We start from the raw sequence: 23,573 nt of genomic DNA on the forward strand, positions 1-23,573 counted from the left end.
CTTTCGGCGCATGAACAAGGAAATAGCATGAAACAGCATCGGTTGGCGGCGGCGGTTGCCCTGGTTAGCCTGGTACTCGCGGGTTGTGATTCGCAGACCAGCGTAGAGCTGAAAACCCCGGCGCAAAAAGCTTCCTACGGTATCGGCCTGAACATGGGCAAGAGCCTTGCTCAGGAAGGCATGGATGATCTGGACTCCAAAGCGGTAGCCCAGGGCATCGAAGATGCCGTCGGCAAGAAAGAACAGAAGCTGAAAGATGAAGAACTGGTCGAAGCTTTCGCCGCGCTGCAAAAGCGTGCCGAAGAGCGTATGGCCAAGATGAGCGAAGAGTCGGCAGCCGCCGGCAAGAAATTCCTCGAAGAAAACGGCAAGAAGGCTGGCGTGACCACCACCGCTTCCGGCTTGCAGTACGAAGTGGTCAAGAAAGCCGACGGTCCACAGCCCAAGCCTACCGATGTCGTGACCGTTCACTACACCGGCAAGCTGACCAATGGCACCGTTTTCGACAGCTCCGTAGAGCGCGGCAGCCCGATCGATCTGCCGGTCAGCGGTGTGATTCCGGGTTGGGTCGAAGGCCTGCAACTGATGCACGTTGGCGAGAAGTACAAGCTGTACATCCCTAGCGACCTGGCTTACGGCGCACAATCGCCAAGCCCGGCAATCCCGGCCAACTCGGTTCTGGTCTTCGACCTGGAACTGCTGGGTATCAAGGATCCAGCCAAAGAAGACGCCGCTGCCGCCAAGCAATAAGCATCGGCACCGGTTTCAACAACAACGCCTCGCTTATGCGGGGCGTTGTTGCATCTGGACGATGGTCGGCGTAAACAGACCGAACCGATGCCGGTCATGGCAGTCCTAGACTTTAAGGTTGTTCGCGCTAGACGCCCGGAGCCGCCAAGTCAATGAAATATTGGGATTTTTTATGTGAGTAAAAAACGCCCGATTTAAGCGCAGCCCTTATGAAACGGGGCTCTCAGCGCTGAAATGCAGCTCTGTTCACAAGGTTATCCACAATTTGTGTGGATAACATTTCAACGGGAGAAATAAATGAAAGCGCCGTGGAATTTCGCCCGATTCCTGCCTTTGGCCGGACGCTTGCTGGCTCGAGGCCGCTTGCCGACCTTGTTGTTCGCCGTGGCCAGCAAAGGCGCTGCCCAAGGCAATCGCCTCGGCAAACTGAAGGACGATCTGCGTCTATTGCAGTCGTTGTGTCTGGCGTACTGGCGCGGCGAGTACCGCGCGATCAGCGCCAAGGCGATCGTTTCGGTAGTGGCCGGCCTGATGTACTTCCTCAGCCCGGTGGATGCGATCCCGGATTTCATTCCCATGTTCGGCATGCTCGATGACATCGCCGTCCTCGCCTGGCTGATGAAAACCCTCGACGATGAACTGAACGCCTTCCGCCTGTGGCGTCAGCGCCAGGCGCCGGAAAAGCTCAGAGTGGTCGAGCGTCTGCCCGATACGCCCGAGCAACTTCAGCTTCAGGGGCCGAAAAAGTCCTGAATCGCGACAGCCTCGTACAGAGATAGATACCCCCCACGACCTTGGCCGCTGTTAGGATTACACTTCTAGGGAAAAGTGCCGACTCGCTAAGTGTTGTTGTCCTACGGGGTAGTCATGGATATTCAGATAATTGCACGCGATGGCGAGCCCGAATATGCGGTTCTGCCATGGGCTCAGTATCAGGCTCTACTGAAAGCAGCAGGCATCAATGAAGCACCGTCGCAAGCGGCTCCAGCGCCGCTTGCGGCAACCCCGGACCCGATTCTTCCAGGTCTGGATCAGTTACGCAGTTTGCGCGAAGGGAAGGGCATCGCCATCGAGGCGCTGGCCCGCACGGTAGGCATCAGCCCGTCTTACCTGGCCATGATTGAAAGTGGCGAGCGTCTGCCCGACGCCGCGATTCGCCGCAGCCTGGCCTGGGAGTTGACGGTGCCAGGGTGGAGGGAACAATCGTGAGCGTACGCATCAGTCGTCAACATTGGGACGGATTGCTGGGGGAACTGGATCAGGCGCGCAGGCAGCGCCATCTTTTGACTTATCGAGCCTTGCTTGAACGTCTGCAACTGCCCACGCCGGCCATGCAGACATTGACTGCAGCACTGGAGCATCTCGCCGCACTGGACGCGAAAGCCGAACAACCGTTGCGCAGCTCGCTGGTGATCAGCCAGGGTGCCAGTCGTCTGCCACGCACCGGTTTCTTTGAGTGTGTCGAGCGTCTGGGGCGTTTTTCCGGGCCGTCCGACGGTGTTGCCGCCGCCTCCTGGCATGCCTCGGAAGTGGTACGGGTGTTTGAGTACGAATACCCGGAATCGGCGGAGGCCTGAGTGTTTTTACGACTCAAGGCGCGGGCAAGTTACTGGCTGGCCCGTAGGCTGTTTCACTGGTCGTGGTTTGTTCGTCAGCCCCGCGGCTGGCGCTGGCTCGAAGGGCAGTTTGCGCGCATGGCCAATCTGGGCGATGTCGGCGCGCAAAGCTTTTACGGGCACATCCTGACGTTTCGCGGGGTTGGCCTGGGCGCACGTGAGGAAGGTGTTCGGTTGCTGCGACTGGCGGCGCTGGCCGGGGATGGCAAGGCGGCGTATCAAGTCGGTGTCATCAGTCTTGCAGGTACACCGAGCAAAGCGCCGGATCCTTCGGAAGCCGCTCGCTGGTGGACCATGGCCGCCAGGGCCGGGCATCCGTTGGCGGAGCTCAAGTTGAAAGAGCTGGCCGGCCGAGACGCCTCTCAATAAGCAAATCATCTGTTCTGTGAACGGGGCGTGAGGGAAACCTCCCGCCCCGTTTTTGCGTCTGCAATTCGATAAAAATCAGTTACAGACTTCTCCTACATCCTCTGCCTACTCGCCTGACTTCTTTTCTGTTTGATCCCCCGCAAAGTCCCTCGCCTGATTTTTGCGCGAGGGAACGCATATGTTCGACCCGGTTTTTCGTTTCGCCATGCGCATGGGAATGCGCTGATGGATGCCGTCACCCGCATCGAGCAAGAACTCGACAGCTTTCCCCGCACCCTCGATCTCTATCGCGAACAGCTGAAGCACTGGCTCAGTCGCTCGGCAGACGGCGTCAGTCATGCGGCCGATCTGCCTTCGCTGATGGGGATGGAGCGGATCATCCGTTTCGGCGAGCACAGCACGGCAGTCGCGATTGACGACAACCGCTTCTTTTCTGCGGTCGTGCAATGCCCGAAATCCGGGCCGATGGAGATCGAAAGCAAGTTCGAGTCGGCCTACGACATTCCGTTGGGTGACATCGTTGTCGATGTGGTGGCGGTGGAGGGCGGCGCAGTCAAGTCGGTCACCCTCGATGCTCAGGGCAAGGGGGTGTTCACCGGTGAGGCGGGCAAGTTTTATCGGGTAGTGGTGCACGGCGAGGCCAGCGAGCAGCAGGTTGATGCGCTTTTCGAATCCTACGATGGCCTGACTCGGCAGCTGGATGGCTGGCTGCGCAGCGAGTGGCAGAGATTCAAGCCGCAATGGTCGCAGTCGGTGGCCACAGCAGCCGGGAACGGCATGCTGGCCGGGAGCTGGGCGGCGATCGAGGGAGTGTGGGACAGCATCGGGTTGTTGTCGGAGATTCTCAAGAATCCGCTCGAGTTTGGTGGTCGTCTGGGAGACAGCGCGACAGCGTTGGCCGAGTTCGCGGTGTCGATGCCCGAAAAGATGGAGCAGCTCCAACTGCTCGTCAGTGACGAGGCGGCGCTGTGCCTGTTGCTGCGTACCGCCAGCCTCTGGCTGGAGATGCTGCCACCCAGTGAAGTCGCCGGAAAAACCGCCGAGGCCGTTTCGATGGTAGTGGTGCAACTGCTGATCGATGTGTTGATCGGCGTTGTGCTGACCTTTGTTGGCGCCGGGGCGGGGATTGCGTATCTGACCTTGCGTCTGGCGGAGCGTGGCGCTCAGTTGCTGTCGGCGGTGACGCGCCTGGTGAAGGCGATGTTCGGCATCGTCAGCACCTTCATCGGCTACGTGAACCAGTACAAAACCGTCGCCGCACGAGGCATCGCCGCCGGGGTGAAAAAGGGCCGCATGCAATTGCGCTGGGATGCCCGGCGTAATGCTTCCCTGAAAAAAGACGAGCACCACGACGACACGCCAGATCAGGCGAAGAACCCCAACGGTGATAGTGCCGATTGTGCGCCGCGAACCTGCACCAACGGCTGCCCGGTGTCGATGGTCACCGGCGAAGAGCTGCTAACGCTGACTGACGGTGTGCTCGATGGGTTGTTGCCATTTGAGTTCAGCCGGTTGTACCGCACCAGTGCGGCCGAGATCGATGTTGGGTTGGGGTTTGGCTGGAGTCACTCGCTGACGCATCGGCTGGAGGTCGATGGCGCTTCGGTGGTCTGGGTTGACCATGAGAACCGGCGGACGCGGTTTCCGTTGCCGAGCGTCGAGCGGCCGGAAATCCACAACAGCTTGTCGCGGGCGGCGATCTTTCTGGGAGATGAGCCGGAGGAGTTGATCGTTGCGCTGGCGGGGGACGGGGCGCGGTTTTATCACTTTCGGGTTGGGCGTCTGACGGCTGTCAGCGATGCGTATGGCAATCGTCTGACGGTGCATCGGGATCTTTCCGACCGGATTCAGCGGCTGGATAACGGCGCTGGCCGGTCCTTGTTGCTGCGCTACGAGCGGGCGCATCTGGTCGCGGTCGATTATCAGGTTTTTCGGGAGTCGACCTGGCGCACCGAGCAGACCCTCGCCCGTTATCGGTACGACGCCCGTCATCGATTGATCGAGGCGACCAACGCGGTCGGCGAAAGCGAGCGTTACGACTACGACGACCAGCACGTCATCCTGCAACGGCAGCTGGCCGGTGGCGCGAGCTTTTTCTGGGAGTGGGAGCGTGCCGGCAAGGCAGCACGTTGCGTGCGGCACTGGGCCTCGTTTTCGCAGATGGACACGCGTTACGTCTGGGATGACGCCGGCCGTGTCACGGTGCATTACGTCGATGGCACTGAGGAAACTTACGTCCACGACGACACCGCGCGGCTGGTGCGTCAGGTCGCGGCGGACGGTGGCGAACAGCTCAAGGCTTATGACGCGCAGGGTCGGCTGGTCGCCGAGCAGGATGCGCTGGGGGCGGTTACCGAGTACCGCTACGACGATGCCGGACGGCTGATCGCGCTGATTCCGCCGGACGATGCGCCGACGTCCTACGAATACCGCAACGGTTTCCTGCACAGTCGTTCACGTGGCGATGCCGTGTGGACGTACCGGCGTAATGCCCAGGGTGATATCACCGAGGCGGTCGATCCGGACGGCCACGTCACCCATTACCACTACGACCCGCAGGGGCGGTTGCTGTCGGTCCGTTATCCGGACAGTGGTCGGCATGTGTTCATGTGGAATGACCTGGGCCAGTTGGTCGAGGAGAGCTTGCCGGACGGTGGGGTTCGCAAGTTTTCCTACGATGCTTTGGGGCGGCGGACGACGGTTCAGGACGAACATGGCGCGGTCACCCGTCACGCGTGGGACGCCGTTGGCCGGCTGATCCAGACCACCTCGCCGAATGGCGCCACCCGCGCCTGGTCCTACAGCGCCTACGGCCAGGTCACCGCCGAACGCGATGAACTTGGGCGCATCACCCGCTACGAGTATGACGACGACCTGCATCTGGTCAGCCGGCGGATCAATCCCGACGGCACGCAACTCCGGTACCGCTACGACCATGCGCAGCTGCTGCTGACGGAAATCGAAAACGAGTCGGGCGAAAAGTATCGGCTGGACTACACGCCCACCGGACTGATCCGACAGGAAACCGGCTTCGATGGCCGGCGCACCGCCTACGCCTACGACCGCAACGGCCACCTGCTGGAAAAGACCGAGTTCGGCGACGACGGCTCGACGCTGGTCACCACTTACCAGCGTGACAGCGCCGGGCGATTGCTGCTCAAGACCCTGCCGGACGGGGTCGAGGTCAGCTACCGGTATGACCGCCTCGGTCGACTGGTCGGCGTGGATGACGGCCAGGATCACCCGCTGGCCTTCGAATACGACCTGCAGGACCGGCTGGTGCGCGAGCATCAGGGCTGGGGCACCTTGCGTTACACCTACGACGCCTGCGGCCAGCTCACTCGCATGCGTCTGCCGGACAACAGCAAGCTCGACTACCACTACGCCAAGGGCGGCGCGCTGACCGCGATCGACCTCAACGGCGCTTTGCTCACCCGTCACGTCTACCAGAACGGTCGTGAACAGCAACGTCAACAAGGCTTGCTGCTCAGCGAATATGCCTACGACGAACAGGGCCGCTTACGCGCCCACGCCGTAGGCCATCAGCGCAGTGCACTGTACCGCCGCGACTTTGCCTACAGCGCCAACGGCAACCTCGAACACATCGCCGACACCCGCCACGGCCAGCGCAGCTACACCTACGACGCCCTCGACCGGTTGATCCGCGTGCGCCACACCCGCGACGATGTGCCGGAAAACTTCGCCCACGACCCGGCCGGCAACCTGCTGCTGCAGGACCGTCCGGGCCCGACACAGATCAAAGGCAATCGCCTGTTGATACAGGGCGACCGCCACTACGACTACGACGCCTTCGGCAACCTGATCCGCGAACGCCGCGGCCGCGCACAAACCCTCGTCACCGAATATCGCTACGACAGCCAGCACCGCCTGATCGGCCTGACCCGCCCCGACGGCAAAACCGCGACCTACCAATACGACGCCTTCGGCCGGCGCATCCGCAAAACCGTCAACGGCCAGACCACCGAGTTCTTCTGGCAAGGCGATCACCTGATCGCCGAAAGCAGCCAGGAACAACACCGCAGCTTCATCTACGAACCCGGCACCTTCCGCCCGCTGGCGATGCTCGACGGCAAAGGCCCGAAACGCGCCTGCCCGTTCTACTACCAGCTCGACCACCTCGGCACTCCGCAAGAGTTGACCGACTACAGCGGCGAGATCGTCTGGTCAGCCAAATACAGCGCCTACGGCAAGGTCACCTCGCTGGAACTGGCGACCGAGGACTACCTGAACCAGCCGCTGCGCTTTCAGGGGCAGTACTTCGATGACGAAAGCGGGCTGCATTACAACCGACACCGGTATTACGACCCGGACGTGGGCCGGTACCTGACGCCGGATCCGGTGAAGCTGGCGGGTGGGTTGAATCAGTACCAGTACGTGCCGAATCCGACGGGGTGGGTGGATCCGTTGGGGTTGAGTTGTAACTGCCCAGGAGGCATTCCTGCTGATGGACCTTATAGCGAAATTGTTCCCGGTGGAGGCTTAGAAGCCCATGAGTCTCGCGGTGGACATGCTATTGCCAGACATGTAGATAGATCGGAGGCTCAACTCAGAGCTAGGCTAGCGGCCGAGCCAAACATACCTATTGCGTCAACGTTTCTAAATAGGTCAGAAGCTGAAGCTGCACTTTCGAAGGTTATTAGAAACAACAAAGTGACAATTGATAATTTTTTGCAGGGCAATGCAAGCAAGCTGGTAATTAATGAGCAGGTGTCTGCTCCTGCAGGCGTGGGGGTAGTGAGGCAGAGTGGAAGGCTGGAGCCTTTGTCTAGCATTAGATTGGTGTTGCGGCGAGATGCAACTTCACCGCTTGGATACTTTATTTTGACGGGGTTTGTAAATGACAATTGAAGATTTTCCTAGCCTGTTTCAGTTTCTCGGGGCCTATTTTCATGAGGACTGGATGTGTGAGTTTGACTCGGCAGATGATGTCGTCAAATCTTTCATAGCGGACTCGGAATCTCGCGAGCTTGAGAAAGTGGTAAAGGAAATCGATTCTCTTTTGGCGATGAAGGTTTCAGAAAATGAAACTCGAGATTTTTTGCTGAAAAAAAATGGTTGTTGCTATTGTTATTGGAATGAGTGGCAGGACGGAGCTTCGTGGTTGAAGCACATTTCTGTAATTTTAAGTGATGCATCGCATAATGATGTTTAAGTGTTTCTGCGGTTATTAGTGTCATTTGATACTCGTTGAATAAGAAAGTGGCTTTATGAGGAGTTGGTATTGTGGTTGAGCAGAATCGTAAAGTTGGTTTTTTTATCAAGGGTTTTGTTTTTGTTGTAAAGGTATAGGGGTGTTTGTGAAGCAAAGGGCGAAGCTCCAGTTTCAGGAAGTTGAAGAGTCTGCTAATAATAAACAGGAGTTAAATGAGGAGGCAGCTCCTAAAGTTAAAAAGTTCCGAGGTGTTCACAGCTCTCGCTTTTTGAGTCACAAAGCACAGATGAATGCATATAACGAGGCGATGACAAGAGAGTCCAGAAAAATGCCCAGTTTCACTGGAGAGGATAGTATGGGAAATCTGGTGGTGAGAATGGAAACTGAAAATATTGGTGAAGGATATGAGCCAAATCCTGCAGATCCATCTGATCCACGCTACATTTCTGAAATGAACGGCTTTGAAATGAAATTTGATTTCGAGACGCTGGAGCCTTGGGCTCTTTATCCGATAGAGAAAGCATAATGTTGATGCACCCTTATCTTGATATTCCTTATCGTCCGAGGTTGTCTCACTTTCTCGGTGGGTTTGATACGTATGATCGCGAAGAGAGCTTGGGTGAGACGCTGGCTGCCTACGATCCTGAGGATCCATCAGACAGAAGTATTTTAATATCCAAGTACGTCATCAAGCGGTTCTCGAAACTGAGCTATCGGCATAAGTTCGTTTTGTTTGCTGTGTTGGGAGAGGCGCTTGAAGGGAGTGGTAATGTCTTTCAAGAGGTGCTGGAGCATGATCCATACTCTCACTCCTTGCTACCAGACGGCTGGGATGAGATAAGTGATCCAAGGGCATTTTTCGAAGGCATGTACTTTCAGTTATCCGAAGCATGGATAGACGAGCTTTACAAAGCCAGTCAGGAAGACTCATCAACTTGGTAGGCGCGACTTGGTGCTCGCTGCGATTTTGTAAGCTTTGGGGGCATTCATAGGGTAAAGATGCTGACTGAATGAGATTCGGTGAAGTTGAATCAACGATGTCCGAGTGTAAGTGCTTCTACAGGTGCCTCCGCGAACAGGCTATCAATCAAATGCACGCTATACCCCGGAACATTCTTCGCATGATGCTTCGCCTGCGAAGCCATCTCTGCCAACTGACTCGCATCCAGTTGTGCACACGCTTCAGGATGCAAATGCACCACGCCAATGGACAGTGACAGCAACGGAAACTCCTGTCGTATACCCTGGCGGTTAGGCGCAACAAAACACCCAGCCTCAAGGTGTTCGGGACGATAAAACCGTCGGCATTGGCTCTGGAAATCATCCAGCAACTGGTTAAGTCGTTTGCGCCAATCCTCCGGGCCGAGCACCAACAGAAAATCGTCCCCTCCAATATGCCCGACAAAGTCGCGAGACGGGTCGACGCGTTCGTTGAGGCATTGCGCCAGACACAGCAGCACCTCATCCCCACGTCCATACCCGTAGATATCGTTAAAGGGTTTGAAACTGTCGATGTCGACATAGCAAATGACCGACTCGCGCCCCTGCTGCAGCAACCTCGTCAAACATTGCTGAATCGGCACATTCCCCGGCAGCAAGGTCAGCGGATTGGCATAGCGGGCCTGCTGGATTTTCAGTTCGGTGATCAGTTTGAGCACGTCAATCACCCGGCCCAGGCCCAGGTAGCTGCCGTTGAGGGTGATGATGAAATCCTCTTCGATGCGTTGGCGGGCGCGGCTGGTGATCAGGCGGCTGACCTGTTGCAGCGACTGGCTCATTTCCACGGCGAGGAAGTCGTCGTTCATCAGGCGGCTGATCGGTTTGCGGGCGAACAGGTCGGTGGCAAAGGGTTTGAGCAGCGCATCGGACAACGAGTGACGATGAACGATGCCGCACGGTTGGCCCTGTTCATCGAGCACCGCCAGCGAGTTGAGGTTGGCCTGGCGGCGGAAAGCCTCCAGTACGGTGGCGGTCGGTGTGTCGCGATTCACGGCGGGTTGATCGTTGAGCAGGGCGCTGAGGTCGCTGCCTTCGTCATTCAACGCCACGGCGCTGCTGTCGTGCTTGGGCATCAAGGCGCGGGCATCGCGCGGCGGGTGTTCCTGAGGGCGCCCGAGCAGGTAGCCCTGTACCAGATCCACACCCATTTCGGTCAGCACCGCCAGTTCTTCCGGCAACTCGATGCCTTCGGCGATTACCTGGGCCCGCGAGGCCTTGGCGATTTGCAGGATCGATCCGACAAACTCGCGTTTCAATGCATCCTGATGAATGCCGTCGATGAAGTGCCGGTCGATCTTCACGTAATCCGGCCGCAACTCCGACCACAGACGCAGGCTCGAATAACCGGCGCCAAGATCATCGAGGGCAATCGAAAACCCCATCGCCCGATAGTGATGCAGTGCGGTCTGCAGCAACTGGAAATCATCGATCGGCGTCTGTTCGGTAAGTTCGATGACCACCTGGCTCGGCGGGATGCCAAAGTCCTGCAGCAATTGCAGCGTACGCCCCGGTTGGTGCGCCGCTTCGAGCAGGGATTCGGGAGAGACGTTGAGAAACAGCTTGCCCGGCAACTGCTGTTCGTTGAAACGACGACAGGCACTTTGGCGGCAGGCGATTTCCAGTTCACTCAAGCGTCCGGCCTGGCGGGCCACGGCGAACAGGGCGATGGGGGAGTGCAGCGGGCTGTTGGACGGGCCGCGGGTCAGGGCTTCGTAGCCGAGAATGCGCCGTTCGGAGAGGCAAATGATCGGCTGGAACAGGCTGTGTAAACCGCTTTGAGTCAGGATCGAGCTCAAGGCACTCAGCTGTTCGGTCGTGGTCATGGCAATCTCTGGCGATAAAAAAAGGACTGGGAGCGTTCTCGATGAAGAGAACCGCTCCCAGTCCTTTATTGCACGACAGAATGATGACTGTTTGATGACGATCCGGGGATCGTCAGCATTAAATTGCCATCACCTTACTTCTTTGCGACCTGGTTGCTCAGCTTCAGGTAATCCAGCAACACGCGCCCGGTCTCGCTCAGGTAGGCGTCGTCTTCCGGTTTGACCTTGTCCGGCTCGGCGGCCGCCAGGGCGTCATCGTCTTCTTTCTTCAGCTCTTTGAGCGGTTCTTCGCCTTTGGCCTTGCGACGGATGTTCTCCATCGCCAGTTGCTTGGCGTCGATGTCGGCGTGCTGGGCACGGCGTTCGGCTTCATTGAGGCTGACGGTTTTTTCTTCCAGCAGCTTCTGCGCCAGGGCCAGCTTGTCACGGATGAACACAAACTCCGCGTCCTTGGCGGAACGGCTGTCATGCTCGGATTTCAGCTGGGCCAGGTACGGCTTGAACGGATCGCTCGCCGGTTTGATCGCTGCGCGGATGGTGTCCCACGGCATGGCTTCCGGCAGGGCGCTTTCGCCGATTTCCTTGGTGTCGATGATCGACGGGTAATCGATGTCCGGCAGTACGCCCTGATGCTGGGTGCTCTGGCCGGAAACCCGGTAGAACTTGGCCAGGGTCAGTTTCAGTTCGCCGTGGTTCAGCGGCTGGATGGTCTGCACGGTGCCTTTGCCGAAGGTCTGGCCACCGATGATCAGCGCACGGTGATAGTCCTGCATGGCGCCGGCGAAAATCTCCGAAGCCGAGGCGGACAGGCGGTTGACCAGCAGCGCCATCGGGCCTTTGTAGAACGCGCCCGGGTTTTCATCTTCAAGTACATCGACCCGGCCATCGGCGTTACGCACGAGCACGGTAGGGCCTTTGTCGATGAACAGGCTGGTCAGCTCGGTGGCTTCCTGCAGGGAGCCGCCGCCGTTGTTGCGCAGGTCGATCACCACGCCGTCGACTTTCTCTTTCTGCAGTTCGGTCAGCAGCTTCTTGACGTCGCGCGTGGTGCTCTTGTAGTCCGGATCGCCGGCACGGAAGGCCTTGAAGTCGAGGTAGAACGCCGGAATCTCGATCACGCCGAGCTTGTAGTCCTTGCCGTCCTGTTTCAGGTTCAGCACGGACTTCTTCACGGCCTGGTCTTCGAGCTTCACCGCTTCGCGGGTAATCGGCACGATCTTGCTGGTCTGGTCGTTCGGCGCATTGCTGGCCGGGATGACTTCCAGACGAACCACGGTGCCTTTCGGGCCACGGATCAGCTTGACCACTTCGTCCAGACGCCAGCCGACCACGTCGACCATCTCTTTGTTGCCCTGGGCAACGCCGATGATCTTGTCGGCCGGAGCAACCTGCTTGGTCTTGTCGGCCGGGCCTGCCGGCACCAGACGCACGACTTTCACCTGATCGTTGTCGCTCTGCAACACGGCGCCGATGCCCTCGAGGGACAGGCTCATGTTGATGTCGAAGTTCTCCGCGTTATCCGGCGACAGATAGTTGGTGTGCGGATCGTAAGACATGGCGAAGGTGTTGATGTACGCCTGGAAGATGTCTTCGGCGCGGGTCTGGTCCAGACGCGCCAGTTGATTCTTGTAGCGTTTGGTCAGGGTTTCCTGGATCTGCTTCGGCTCTTTGCCGGCGATCTTCTGCCGCAGCACTTCGTCCTTGACGCGTTTGCGCCACAGGTCATCGAGTTCGGCGGTGGACTTGAGCCACGGAGCGTCCTTGCGATCGATCAGCAAGGTTTCCTTGGTGGTGAAGTCCATCTTGTCGACGCCTTTGTTCAGCTCGGCAAGGGCGAAGTCCAGACGCGCCTTCACGCGATCCAGATAGCGCTTGTAGATGGTGAACCCGGCGTTGAGGTCGCCGCTCTTGAGGAAGTCGTCGAACTGGGTCTTCCACTTGTCGAATTCGGCGATGTCGCTGGCCATGAAATAGCTGCGCGACGGGTCGAGCAGCTTGATGTAGCTGTCGTAGATGATCACCGAGCGCGCATCGTCGAGCGGCGGCTTGCTGTAGTGGTGACGCTTGAGCAACTCGACGACGTTCAGACTGGCGATCACTTCGTCGCGATCAGGCTGTAACTTGTCCCAGCTGTTGGCTGCGAATGTGGTGCCCGACACCGGCAACAGACCGATACCGATGAAAAGAGCGAGGGCGGTGCTGGGGAGCAGATGCTTCATGCTGATTCGACGCGGGGACAATTGATAACGCATATTAGGCCGTCTTTGAAGTCGCCGGTACCGCTACGCTCTGTACGATAACTGCTGTTAAGCGTTCGTTCAGACCCCAGGGCCGGTCGCATAATGCAAAAAGCCCGGCGCTACAGCTTCGGGCTCAGTCCAGACTCACTATGGAGGCACTGTGAAGGCATTGCAAGGCGTTGAAGGTCAAGTGGCATGGGTTGATGAACCGAGTCCTACATGCGATGTAGGACAAGTTCGCATTCGGGTGGCGGCAGCGGGCCTCAATCGCGCGGATTTATTACAGAAAGCAGGACTTTATCCACCCCCTCCGGGTGCCAGCCAGGTGCTGGGTCTTGAGTGTTCCGGGGTGATAAGCGAGGTCGGTGCAGGATCGTCCTGGCAGGTCGGTGACCGGGTCTGCGCCTTGCTGGCCGGGGGCGGGATGGCCGAAGAAGTGGTCGTCGACGGACGGCATGTGCTGCCGGTTCCGGAAGGTGTATCCCTGATCGAGGCCGCTGGCTTGCCCGAGGTGTACGCGACCGTCTGGCTGAATGTGTTTCAACTTGGGGCGCTCAAACCGGGTGAGAAAATTCTTCTGCACGCCGGAGCCAGTGGCATCGGCTCGGCCGCCATTCAACTGTGCAAGGCTTTCGGCAATCCGTGCTGGGTCAGCGTCGGTTCGGCGGAGCGCTTGGTCTATTGCGAATCGCTGGGTGCTCAGGGCGGGGTGGTGCGCACCGACGACCTGGAAAGCCTGCGGGATTTCGGGCCGTTCGATGTGATTCTGGATCCGGTGGGCGGCAACTATTCGGCATTGAATCTCAAGCTGATGGCGCAGGACGGACGCTGGGTGCTGATCGGCCTGATGGGCGGCCGCGAGGCAAAACTGGATCTGGCCCAGGTGCTGGCCAAGCGCGTGCAACTGCTGGGTTCGACCCTACGCAGCCGTGACGATCAGTTCAAGGCGGATCTGTTCAGCGATCTGAGCCAGCACGTGTGGCCGCTGTTTTCCGAAGGTCGCCTGAAGCCGCAACTGGCCAGGACGTTCCCGATCAAGGATGCCGAGGCTGCCTTCGCCGAGCTGGCGAGCAACACGGTGGCAGGGAAGTTGGTGCTGGTGATCGACGAAAGCCTGAACTGATCATCGACGGTTGTGGGAGCAGGCTGCTCCCACAAGCCAATTGCCTATTTCCAGAGGTGGATCGGCCAGCCGGATTTCTCGGCCTCTGCCAGCAACACCGGATCCGGGTTGACCACATGTGGGTAATCCACTTTCAACAGCAGCGGCAGATCATTGCGTGAGTCGGAATAGAAACTCGCGCCCTCAAGGTTTTCCTCTTCGGCATCCAGCCATTCCAGCAGACGGGTGATCTTGCCTTCGCGGTAGGTCAGGGTGCCCACGGTGTGGCCGCTGAATACGCCGTGCGCCACTTCCAGCTCGATTGCCAGGACCTCGTCGATGCCCAGTCGCTCGGCGATGGGTTTGACCAGGTGCGTGCCCGAGGCCGAGATCACCAGGATTCGGTCGCCGGCCTTACGGTGAGCGGCGATGGTCTTGGTGGCGTCGCTGAAGATGATCGGCTCGATGAAGTCTTCCACCCAAGGCCCGACCAGATGCTCGACCTCCTCCGGGGTACGCCCGATCATCGGTTCGAGGCTGAAGTCCATATAGTCTTCCATGCGCAACTTGCCATGGCTGTAGGCGTCCATCAGCTCGTTGTTCCTGCGCATGAACGACTCAGGATCGACCCAGCCCAGGCGCCCCATCTGCTCGCACCAGAGGGTGGCGCAGTCGCCGTGGATCAGGGTGTCGTCCAGATCAAAAATTGCCAGAGCCATCGGTTCTCTCCGAGAACAGCTGCAAGCTACAAGCTTCGAGCAGCAAGAATTGGAATCAGGTATGCCGCAGTCTACAGCTTGAAGCTTGTAGCTCGCAGCTTGCAGCTGTTTTCAAGCTACCTCACACAGGGCGGTGGGATCGATGGAAAGTGACAGGCGCTGACCGTCGGGATGCAGATCCGCCGCCGAGCGGTTGAGCACATCCACCACCAGTTCCACACCCCGAGCTTCGACGCGGTAGCGAATCACGTTGCCCAGCAGGCTGTGGCTGCGGATTTGCGCGTCGGGCTCCCCGTTGAGGCTGAGTTCGATGGCCTCCGGGCGAATCGCGATGCGGTGGTTGATCGGCCGTTGCAACAGCTTCGACGCACTCTCGGCATCCAGCAGGTTGTAGTTGCCGATGAAGCCGGCGGCGAATACGTCGACGGGCGCGGTGTAGAGGGTTTCGGCATCGCCGCTTTGTACGATCTTTCCCTGATTCATCAGGAAAATCCGGTCAGACATGGTCAGGGCTTCTTCCTGATCGTGAGTGACGAAAATCGTGGTCAGGCCGAGTTCGCGCTGGATCTGACGGATCTGTTCGCGCAGGTGTTTGCGAATCCGCGCATCAAGGGCCGACAGCGGTTCATCCAGCAGCAAAAGGCGCGGACGGGTCACCAGCGAGCGGGCGAGGGCGACACGTTGGCATTGACCGCCGGACAGCTGATGCGGATAGCGGCTGGCGAAATCGTTGAGTTCAACCAGTTTCAACACCTCGGCAACTCGCTTGTGGCTGTCGTCGGTGTTGACCTTTTGCATGCGCAAGCCGAAGGCGACGTTTTGTTCGACGGTCATGTTGGGGAACAGCGCGTAGCTCTGGAACACCATGCCGATCCCGCGTTTCTGCGGGGTAAGCGGCACGATGTCGACACCATCGAGCAGAATCTTGCCGCCATCCACCGGCGTCAGCCCGGCGATGCAACGCAGCAGGGTGGATTTGCCGCAACCGGACGGGCCGAGCAGGGTGACGAATTCACCCTTCTGGATTTCGCAGTTGATGTCGCTGAACACCGTGGTGCCGGCGTAGTTTTTTTGCAGGTGTTGGACGCTGACATAGCTCATTCGCTTTTGTCCTTGTTCAAGATGTTGGCGACCCAGGTCAGGACCAGCACGAAAAAGAAGTAGGAGATCACCAGCGCGCTGGTGAAGTGGCCGCTGCTGTTGCGCATGTTGTTGAGGTAGACCTGCAGGGTCTCGTAGCGGGTGCCGACCAGGATGTTGGCGAACACGAACTCACCGAACAGGAACGAGAACGACAGCAGCAACGCGACCATCAGGCCTTTGCGCAGGTTCGGCAGCACCACCAGGAAGGCTGCCTGAAAGGTGCTGGCCCCGAGCAGTTGGGCAGCGTCCATCAGGTCGCGCAGATTGATCGCTTGCAGGTTGTTGGTGATCGCCCGGTACATGAACGGCAGCGCCACGGTGAAGTAGCAACCGATCAGGATCCACGGCGTGCCGACCATCGCGAACGGCCCGGAACCGTAGAGCTGCAACAGCCCCACCGACGACACCACCGGCGGCACCGCAAAGGGCAGCAGGATCAGGATGTTCATCAGCGCATCGAGTTTCGGGAAGTGGTAATGCACCACGAACAGCAGCGGCAGGATCAGCACCACCGACAGGAACAGCGCGCCGACGCACACCAGCAACGACTGGCCGAAGGCGTGCAGAAAACGCGGATCGCTCCACAGCTGGAGGTACCACTTGAAGGTGAAACCGCTGGGCAGGATGGTGGCCGACCAACTGCTGGCGATCGAATAGATCAGCGTGCCCACCAGCGGCAGCAGCAGGATGGCGAACAACAGATAGACCACGACGCGGTGGTAGACGCCGGCCGGTCCGGATTCAGCGCGAGACATGGTAGCTCCTCTTCAGCAGCAGTTGATGCACGACGGTCACCAGGGTCATCAGCGCCACCAGCACCACGGCCAGGGCACTGGCCAGGTTCGGATCGAGGGAAATGTCGCCGGAGACCATCGCCGCAATCCGGATCGGCAATACGTTGAAGTTGCCGGTGGTCAGCGCGTAGACCGTGGCGTAGGCGCCGAGGGCGTTGGCCAGCAGGATCACGAAGGTGCCGAGCAGGGCCGGGGTCAGTACCGGCAGGCCGATGTGGCGCCAGAACTGCCAGCTGTCGGCGCCGAGCAGTGCGGCGGATTCGCGCCAGTCTTCACGCAGGGCGTCGAATGCCGGGTACAGCAGCAAGACGCCGAGGGGAATCTGGAAGTAGGTGTAGAGGATGATCAGCCCGGTTTTCGAATACAGGTTGAAGTCCTCGATGATCCCGGCCTGCTTCAGCATGATGGTGATGCTGCCGTTGAAGCCGAGCAGGATGATGAACGCGAAGGCCAGGGGCACGCCGGCAAAGTTGCTGGTCATGTTGGCGAAGGCGTTGACGAAGTTGCGCAGTTTCGAGTCGACCCGGCGCAGGGAGTAGGCGCCCAGCACCGCGATGATGATGCCGAACACACTCGACCAGAAACTGATTTCGAGGCTGTACTGGATCGCCTGCAGATAGAACTTCGAATTGAAGATCTTGCTGAAGTTGGCAAAGCCCCAACCGAATTCTTCCGATTGCAGGCTGTTGATCATCACCCAGATCAGCGGGGCGATTTCGAACACGATAAAGAACAGTGCGAAAGGCACCAGGCACAGGGCGGCCAGCCATTTGCCGCGAGTTATTGAGTTCACTTGAGCAACCCCCGGCATACAGGTTTGTCGTGGGGCACGCCGAGCAGTTCGCAGACGGTGCCGCAGATGTCGGTCTGCTTCGGTGCAGCGTCACTGTTCAGGCTGAACGCATCACCGATCACGAACAGCGGCACCTGGCGCTCTTCCGGCAGCAGGCCGTTGTGCGAGCGGTCGTTGTTCATGCCGTGGTCGGCGGTCACCAGCACCTGGCAGCCGGCGTCGAGCCAGCCTTGCAGGTAGTCGGCGAGGATGATGTCGGCGCTGCGCGCGCTGTTGCGGTATTGCGGGGTGTCGAGGCCGTGCTTGTGCCCGGCGTCGTCGATGTTCATCGGATGGATCAGCAGAAAGTCCGGTGCATGGCGCAGGCGCAGGTTTTCCGCGTCGGCGAACAGGTGCGAGTCCGGGTAGTGATCGTTCCAGTAGAAGTGGCCGTGCTGGATCGGTAGCGTCGGGTCATCGGTATGCCGATCCCGTGCCGCCACGAACGGCGAGCGGTTGTACAGCTCACTGACCCAGTGGTACGCCGCAGCGGCGGTTTTCAGACCGGCATCGCGGGCGTAGTGATAGATGCTGCGCTGGTTGGACAGGCGCGAGACGTTGTTGTGGACGATGCCGCTGTCGATCGGCGGCACGCCCGTGAGGATGCATTCGTAAAGTGGTCGGGACAGGGCCGGCAGCTCGCACTCCAACTGGTAGAGCGCGGCGCGTCCTGCGCCAACGTAAGCCTGCAGATGCCCCATGGCGTGACGCGCGACCTCGTAGTTGAGGCCGTCGAGCACGACAAGGATGACGGTGTGCTTCATAGGGGCAAAAACTCCGCGAAATTCAATTATCTCGAAATCAACTCAATCCCCTGTGGGAGCGAGCCTGCTCGCGAAGGCGGTTGTTCACTCAACGATGATGTTGACTGAGACGGCGCATTCGCGAGCAGGCTCGCTCCCACATTTGGATCTCCAACAAATCACACAGCGGTGATTCGCCGGCTTACTTCATCTCGACGATGACTTCTTCATTCCACTTCTGCGGCAGGGCCTTGGAGGTTTTCTCCCACGCATCGGCGTCCTTGATCGGCGTGACCTTTTTGTACTGCTCGTTCGGCAGCAGCTTGGCCTTCACGTCTTCCGGCAGTTGCAGGTGCTCGGCGCGGATCGGGCGAGCGTTGCCGCGGGCGAGGTTGGTCTGGCCGGCGTCGCTGAAGATGTATTCGCGAGTCAGCTTGGCGGCGTTCGGGTTCTTCGCGTATTTGTTGATGATTGTGGTGTAGCCGGAAATCACCGAGCCGTCGGACGGGATCAGCACCACGTAGTCATCCGGGTTGGCCATCTTGGCCTTGTAGCTCAGACCGTTGAAGTCCCAGACCACGCCGACTTCAATCTCGCCTTTTTCCATGGTGGCAATGGTCGGGTTGGCCATCGACAGGCGCCCCTGCTTGGCGATGTCCGCGAACAGCAGCAGGGCCGGCTGGATGTTCTTCTCGTCGCCGCCGTTGGCCAGTGCAGCGGCGAGTACGCCGTTGGCAGCTTGCGCGGCAGTGCTCACGTCACCGATGGAAACCTTGTATTTGCCGCCCTTGAGGTCAGCCCATTTGGTCGGCACTTCGGAGCCGTGCAGCAGCTTCTTGTTGACGATGAAGGCGATGGTGCCGGTGTAGGCCAGTGCCCAGTTGCCGTCCTTGTCCTTGGCCCAGTCCGGCACTTGATCCCAGGTGCTCGGCTTGTACGGTTGCACCACGCCTTGCTTGACCGCGATCGGGCCGAAGGCCGCGCCGACGTCGCCGATGTCGGCGGTGGCGTTGTCTTTCTCGGCAGCGAACTTGGCGATTTCCTGGGCCGAGCTCATGTCGGTGTCGATGTGTTTCAGGCCGTATTTCCTGGCCAGGTCTTCCCAGGTGCCTTTCCAGTTGGCCCAGTCATCGGGCATGCCGACACTGTTGACGGCGCCTTCCGCTTTCGCAGCGGCTTCGAGGGTTTTCAGATCGTCAGCCGCCATGGCGGCGGTGCACATGGCAATGGTCGAGCCTAACAGTGATGCCAGGAAAAACTGTTTCATTCCAAAGCTCCTTGGGTCGTGTTCAACGCTGCGATTGCGGTTTGTGTTGGTCTAGGTCAGCAATACCTGAGCCAATTTAAGGGGACTCGATGACACTTTGATGTCGGCGATGGCTCACCCAGCCTTTTCTATCTCCGGTATCGGCGAGTGCCCGGTAAGCGTAGACCACCCGCCAAGTCCCGGTGGGCAAGGGACTTGGCCGATGTATTGCAAGTTGTCAGGGCGACCGTTCGGTAGTTTTGTCATCTCTCGGTCATCTGCACTGCCTAGGCTTGCAAAACGACCGGACGGCACGATTGCTGTGCGGTTTTGCCCCGAAACAGTGCTGGTCTAGTCCAGATAGGTAACGTTGATGCGCGATGAGGCAACAAAAGCGGTGACAGCGATTGGCCAGATCCTTCAGGAGCAACTCGACCATGGGTTGCTGGCGGCGGGGAGCAAGTTGCCGGCCGAGCGCAAGCTCAGTGAGCTGTTCGGCACGACGCGAATTACGGTACGCGAAGCCTTGTTGCAGCTGGAGGCGCAAGGGCAGATTTATCGCGAGGAGCGGCGTGGCTGGTTCGTGTCGCCGCCGCGTCTGGCTTACAACCTGATGCAGCGCAGTCACTTTCACGCGATGGTCAGTGCGCAGGGGCGGGTGCCGTCGACCGAGGTGATTTCGGCGCGGTTGCAGCCGGCGTCAGCGGCGGTGTGTGCGTGGTTGCAGTTGCCGGCGTTGTCGAGCGTGATCCAGATTTGCCGGTCGCGGCGGATCGATGGGCGGCTGGTGTTGTATGTGGAGCATTATCTGAATCCGCAGTTTTTTCCGGGGATTCTGGAGTTTGATCTGAATCAGTCGATTACCGAGCTGTATGCGCGGCATTACGATTTGCACTATGGGCGGGTGCGGTTCGAGATTGTGCCTACGTCTTTATCGGTCGATGCGGCGGCGGCGTTGCGGGTTTCGGTGGGGAGTCCGGGGTTGAGGATTGCTCGGGTTAATTATGATCAGTTTGGGCGGTTGATTGATTGTGATCTGGAGTTTTGGCGGCATGATGCGATTCACGTCGGGGTTGATGTTGTTTGACCTTGGCGGCCGCTGGGCCGACCAGGTTTTGGGTTGTTTTGGGTGAATATCCGTTGCTTCGGGTGCTGCCGCTGACGGTTTCGCTTTTACAGCGAGTCCCTTTGGCAAACGCCCCAAAGGAACCAAAGGTCTGGGCCCCTGCGTTCGGCACCTCGCTTTGGCTCGGTGTTCCTTCGTTCCGGGATTCATCCGGGGGCATCGCCTACGGTTTGCTTCGCTGCACCTCCTCTCGATGCATGCGGCTGCGCCGCACGGTCGCTGCGCTCCCACCCCCGGATAAATCCCTCCACTCAGCCTTCCGATGGGGCCGGCACGTCAAAAGCGGTACTCGAGCTAACGCTCATTGTGTTGAGTGGTGGAAGGGCATATGTGTTGCTTTTGCTCTCTGTGGGAGCTGGCTTGCCAGCGATGAGGGCTTTGAAGTCGGCCCGATTCTTCGGGTCTATTCTTGAGTTTGGCCGCCACCGCCTGCGGTGATCACTTGCACATTCATCCTTGGCGTCGCCAGGTCCAGGCCGGCTTCATCCAGATGTCGTTTGAGCGACAAATTGAACGCCCGTGAAACTTCCCACTGTTTGATCGGTGCGGTCTTGAACCTTGCACGTAATATTGCGTTGCCGGATTCAAAGCTTTCCACGCCCTGAAATTCCAGGGGTGACCAGATGTTGCGTCGTTGCAGTGGATCGGTGCGCATTTTCTGGCCGACGTCGCGCATCAGTTTGATCGCTTCGTCGATGCTCATGTTGAACGGCACGGCCACGCGGAAGATCGCGTAGCCGAATTCGCGGGAGTAGTTTTTGATGCTTTTGATTTCGCTGAACGGGATGGTGTGGACGATGCCGTCGATGTCCCGCAGGCGTACGGTGCGGATGGTCAGGCCTTCGACGGTGCCCAGGTGCCCGCCGACGTCGACGTAGTCGTCGATGGCCAGGGAGTCTTCGATGATGATGAACAGGCCGGTGATGAGGTCGGCCACGAGCGACTGGGCGCCGAAGCCGATGGCCAGGCCGATCACGCCGGCACCTGCCAGCAGGGGCGTGACGTTCATGCCCATGTTTGCCAGGGCGACGATCAGGGCGATGATGAAGATCGCCACGAACAGTACGTTGCGGATCAGCGGCATCATGGTTTGTGCGCGGGCGTTGGCCAGGCCTTTGCGTGAGCGGGTGAGGGCGTGGTGCACGGCGGTGTCGCTGAGGATCCAGATCAGCCAGGCGAAGATCAGCGTGCCGATCAGGCTGAACAGTTTGACGCTGACGTCGTGGCCTTCGCCTTCGGTGAAGCCGATCAGCGACATGCCCCAGACCCGCAGGCCCAGTTCGATGAAGGCCAGCCACACCAGCAAATGGGCGAGGGTGTAGAAGAAGCTTTTCAGGCGTTCGGAATACAGCGCGTGGCGTTTCGGGCCGCGTTGGGGTTTGAGGGCGTGGCGGCGGACGAGGCCGTTGATGACCATGCACAACACCAGCAGCACGGTGCAGATCAGCGACTGGCGCAGGGCGGTGCTGGTGTCGCCGGCGGAGACGAAGGTGGCGAACAGCGAAATGCCCACCAGCACCAGCGCCGGGACGTACCAGAAGGTGCCGAGGATTTCGATGGTGTCGCTGAGGGCGCGGCGGGTCAGGCGGCGGGACAGCGGCTGGTTGCGGATCAGATGGGCGATCGGCCGGCGGAAACGCAGGATGAACAGACCGGTCGACAGCGCCGCGAGGACGTTGGCGACGGTGGCGGCGGTGTGGGCCAGGTGTACGCCGAGGCCGGCTATCAGTCGCGGATCGCTCAGGGCTTCCCCGAACGCGGCGAAGCTGCCGATCAGCCACAGCGGGCGGAAGGCCTGGTGGCGCAGGATGTACAGCGCGCGGTGGCGGTGCGGGCCGTCGAGTACGGAAAAGGCAATCACGCAGATGGCCGAGAAGCAGGTGCCGACCACCAGCGCATAGGCCAACACCATCGCCAGGCTTTTGCCCAGCGACGATGGCAGCGCGTAACTCATGTACACGGTGATGACCAGGGCGATCATCCACGGCCCGAGCTTGCGCAGGGCGAAGCGCAGCATGTCGAGGGCTCGGGGATGTTGCGGCAGTTCTTCGGTCAGACCGAAGCGCATGCGTACCCGATGACCAAGCCAGATCAGCGCGGCGGCGAGCAGGCTCCAGACCGCGAGGATCACGGCGAAGGCGAAGATGATCGGCAGCCATTCGCTGGCCGGCAGCATCAGGCCTTTGAGCTCGTCCTTGGCCATGTCGAATTCGGCGGACCAGCGATTGAGTGGGCTGTCGGCACCGGAGAACTGTTTTTCGAAAGTGGCGAGGGTGCCGCCGATCAGTCCCAGCACCCCTTCTTCCGGGGTGGCCTGGGCTTTTTTCGTGGCGTCGCGCAGTTTTTTCAGGTCGGTCAGCAACTGGGCACGTTGCTTGTCGTTTTCCAGCGACTTGATGACTTCGTCCAGGGACTGGCCGAGCGGTTCCTGAGCTTCGGGCTGAGCCTTGCCGGCGCCCGTGAGCAATCCCGGCAGACCGGCGGCGTCGGCAGGCGCCGGCGACACCAGGATCATCAGGCAAACGAGAAACAGGCAGGGCAGGGCAAAAAGACGAGCAAACACTAGGCGGTCAACCTCGCAAGGGGCGGATCGGGCGAGTGTACGAGCCCGCCAGATTCAATGCGAGCCGGGCGCGGATTTATTCGTTGAGTTTGGCGAGGATCTTGTAGACCACGGTGGCCAGGATCATCAGCATGCCGATCCACATGGCGAACACACCGGCGTTCTTGTCACGGAAGTTGAAACCGATGGCCAGCAGAATCATTCCGCCGAGGATGGGAATGAGCATGGAGTGAAACGCAGACATCGAGATCATGGCGACAGCCTTGTCGAAGGGGATTATTCAAGTCTAGGTGGGTTTTCGATGGACGGTGCTGATGTGTATCAGAAATGAGCCG

At 59.4% G+C, this 23,573-nt stretch carries 21 protein-coding genes; 11 read left to right on the forward strand and 10 right to left on the reverse strand.

Annotated elements, in window-relative coordinates; genetic code table 11:
* Positions 1–27: 27 nt before the first annotated feature.
* From bamJ to ACEN93_RS25580, 9 genes are all read left to right on the forward strand, one after another.
* Positions 28–750: a BamJ family beta-barrel-assembly machinery protein gene (gene bamJ, locus ACEN93_RS25540; RefSeq protein ID WP_039769851.1), complete on the forward strand. Its 723-nt coding sequence runs from the start codon at positions 28–30 to the stop codon at positions 748–750.
* 297 nt (positions 751–1,047) lie between these two features.
* Positions 1,048–1,503, forward strand: a complete 456-nt coding sequence (locus tag ACEN93_RS25545) for a YkvA family protein (RefSeq protein ID WP_074687585.1) — start codon at positions 1,048–1,050, stop codon at positions 1,501–1,503.
* Between the two features lie 114 nt (positions 1,504–1,617).
* Entirely contained in the window at positions 1,618–1,959 is a 342-nt protein-coding gene (locus ACEN93_RS25550) for a helix-turn-helix domain-containing protein (RefSeq protein WP_409317310.1), read from the forward strand.
* Positions 1,956–2,327: a hypothetical protein gene (locus tag ACEN93_RS25555; protein ID WP_003223109.1), complete on the forward strand. Its 372-nt coding sequence runs from the start codon at positions 1,956–1,958 to the stop codon at positions 2,325–2,327. The genes ACEN93_RS25550 and ACEN93_RS25555 overlap by 4 nt, the downstream gene beginning before the upstream one ends.
* Positions 2,328–2,735 (forward strand): SEL1-like repeat protein, encoded by a 408-nt coding sequence (locus ACEN93_RS25560; RefSeq protein ID WP_039769853.1) that lies wholly within the window; start codon positions 2,328–2,330, stop codon positions 2,733–2,735. It abuts the gene before it with no gap.
* A gap of 225 nt (positions 2,736–2,960) precedes the next feature.
* Positions 2,961–7,604, forward strand: coding sequence for an RHS repeat-associated core domain-containing protein (locus tag ACEN93_RS25565; protein ID WP_495610656.1), 4,644 nt, complete (start codon positions 2,961–2,963; stop codon positions 7,602–7,604).
* A complete protein-coding gene (locus ACEN93_RS25570; protein WP_163974382.1) occupies positions 7,594–7,908 on the forward strand; it encodes a contact-dependent growth inhibition system immunity protein in 315 nt (104 codons plus the stop codon). The genes ACEN93_RS25565 and ACEN93_RS25570 overlap by 11 nt, the downstream gene beginning before the upstream one ends.
* Before the next feature lie 139 nt (positions 7,909–8,047).
* On the forward strand, positions 8,048–8,434 hold the full coding sequence (locus tag ACEN93_RS25575; RefSeq protein WP_239065540.1) for a hypothetical protein: 387 nt from the start codon (positions 8,048–8,050) through the stop codon (positions 8,432–8,434).
* Positions 8,434–8,850, forward strand: a complete 417-nt coding sequence (locus ACEN93_RS25580; protein WP_163974384.1) for a hypothetical protein — start codon at positions 8,434–8,436, stop codon at positions 8,848–8,850. Before ACEN93_RS25575 ends, ACEN93_RS25580 begins: the two co-directional genes overlap by 1 nt.
* Before the next feature lie 89 nt (positions 8,851–8,939).
* Here the strand turns inward: ACEN93_RS25580 and ACEN93_RS25585 are convergent, their stop codons facing one another.
* Together ACEN93_RS25585 and ACEN93_RS25590 are read right to left on the reverse strand one after the other, a co-directional pair.
* Positions 8,940–10,730 (reverse strand): bifunctional diguanylate cyclase/phosphodiesterase, encoded by a 1,791-nt coding sequence (locus tag ACEN93_RS25585; protein ID WP_163974386.1) that lies wholly within the window; start codon positions 10,728–10,730, stop codon positions 8,940–8,942.
* Between the two features lie 134 nt (positions 10,731–10,864).
* Positions 10,865–12,949: a carboxy terminal-processing peptidase gene (locus tag ACEN93_RS25590; protein ID WP_495610657.1), complete on the reverse strand. Its 2,085-nt coding sequence runs from the start codon at positions 12,947–12,949 to the stop codon at positions 10,865–10,867.
* Between the two features lie 181 nt (positions 12,950–13,130).
* Between ACEN93_RS25590 and ACEN93_RS25595 the strand changes: the two genes are divergently transcribed.
* Positions 13,131–14,093, forward strand: coding sequence for a zinc-binding dehydrogenase (locus tag ACEN93_RS25595; RefSeq protein ID WP_495610658.1), 963 nt, complete (start codon positions 13,131–13,133; stop codon positions 14,091–14,093).
* A 44-nt stretch (positions 14,094–14,137) separates the two neighbouring features.
* Here the strand turns inward: ACEN93_RS25595 and ACEN93_RS25600 are convergent, their stop codons facing one another.
* From ACEN93_RS25600 to ACEN93_RS25625, 6 genes are all read right to left on the reverse strand, one after another.
* Positions 14,138–14,791 carry an HAD family hydrolase gene (locus ACEN93_RS25600; protein WP_039769860.1) on the reverse strand — a complete coding sequence of 218 codons (654 nt, stop codon included), beginning with the start codon at positions 14,789–14,791 and terminating at the stop codon, positions 14,138–14,140.
* A gap of 111 nt (positions 14,792–14,902) precedes the next feature.
* Entirely contained in the window at positions 14,903–15,892 is a 990-nt protein-coding gene (locus tag ACEN93_RS25605) for an ABC transporter ATP-binding protein (RefSeq protein WP_074687590.1), read from the reverse strand.
* Positions 15,889–16,689 (reverse strand): ABC transporter permease, encoded by an 801-nt coding sequence (locus tag ACEN93_RS25610; RefSeq protein ID WP_039769862.1) that lies wholly within the window; start codon positions 16,687–16,689, stop codon positions 15,889–15,891. Before ACEN93_RS25610 ends, ACEN93_RS25605 begins: the two co-directional genes overlap by 4 nt.
* Positions 16,676–17,521, reverse strand: a complete 846-nt coding sequence (locus ACEN93_RS25615) for an ABC transporter permease (protein ID WP_495610659.1) — start codon at positions 17,519–17,521, stop codon at positions 16,676–16,678. Before ACEN93_RS25615 ends, ACEN93_RS25610 begins: the two co-directional genes overlap by 14 nt.
* On the reverse strand, positions 17,518–18,324 hold the full coding sequence (locus ACEN93_RS25620) for an alkaline phosphatase family protein (RefSeq protein WP_495610660.1): 807 nt from the start codon (positions 18,322–18,324) through the stop codon (positions 17,518–17,520). Before ACEN93_RS25620 ends, ACEN93_RS25615 begins: the two co-directional genes overlap by 4 nt.
* Positions 18,325–18,505: 181 nt before the next feature.
* Positions 18,506–19,570: an ABC transporter substrate-binding protein gene (locus ACEN93_RS25625; protein ID WP_039769868.1), complete on the reverse strand. Its 1,065-nt coding sequence runs from the start codon at positions 19,568–19,570 to the stop codon at positions 18,506–18,508.
* A 352-nt stretch (positions 19,571–19,922) separates the two neighbouring features.
* Here ACEN93_RS25625 and ACEN93_RS25630 point away from each other — a divergent pair, with 352 nt between their 5' ends.
* The gene (locus tag ACEN93_RS25630; protein WP_011333178.1) at positions 19,923–20,636 is read left to right on the forward strand and encodes a UTRA domain-containing protein; all 714 of its coding nucleotides are present in this window, start codon (positions 19,923–19,925) and stop codon (positions 20,634–20,636) included.
* A gap of 442 nt (positions 20,637–21,078) precedes the next feature.
* On the opposite strand, the gene ACEN93_RS25635 is transcribed toward ACEN93_RS25630, so the two are convergent.
* Entirely contained in the window at positions 21,079–23,238 is a 2,160-nt protein-coding gene (locus ACEN93_RS25635; protein WP_039769872.1) for a mechanosensitive ion channel family protein, read from the reverse strand.
* A 76-nt stretch (positions 23,239–23,314) separates the two neighbouring features.
* The gene (locus ACEN93_RS25640) at positions 23,315–23,491 is read right to left on the reverse strand and encodes a hypothetical protein (RefSeq protein WP_165369545.1); all 177 of its coding nucleotides are present in this window, start codon (positions 23,489–23,491) and stop codon (positions 23,315–23,317) included.
* Between the last annotated feature and the right edge of the window lie 82 nt (positions 23,492–23,573).

The organism is Pseudomonas sp. Pseusp21 (assembly GCF_059492145.1).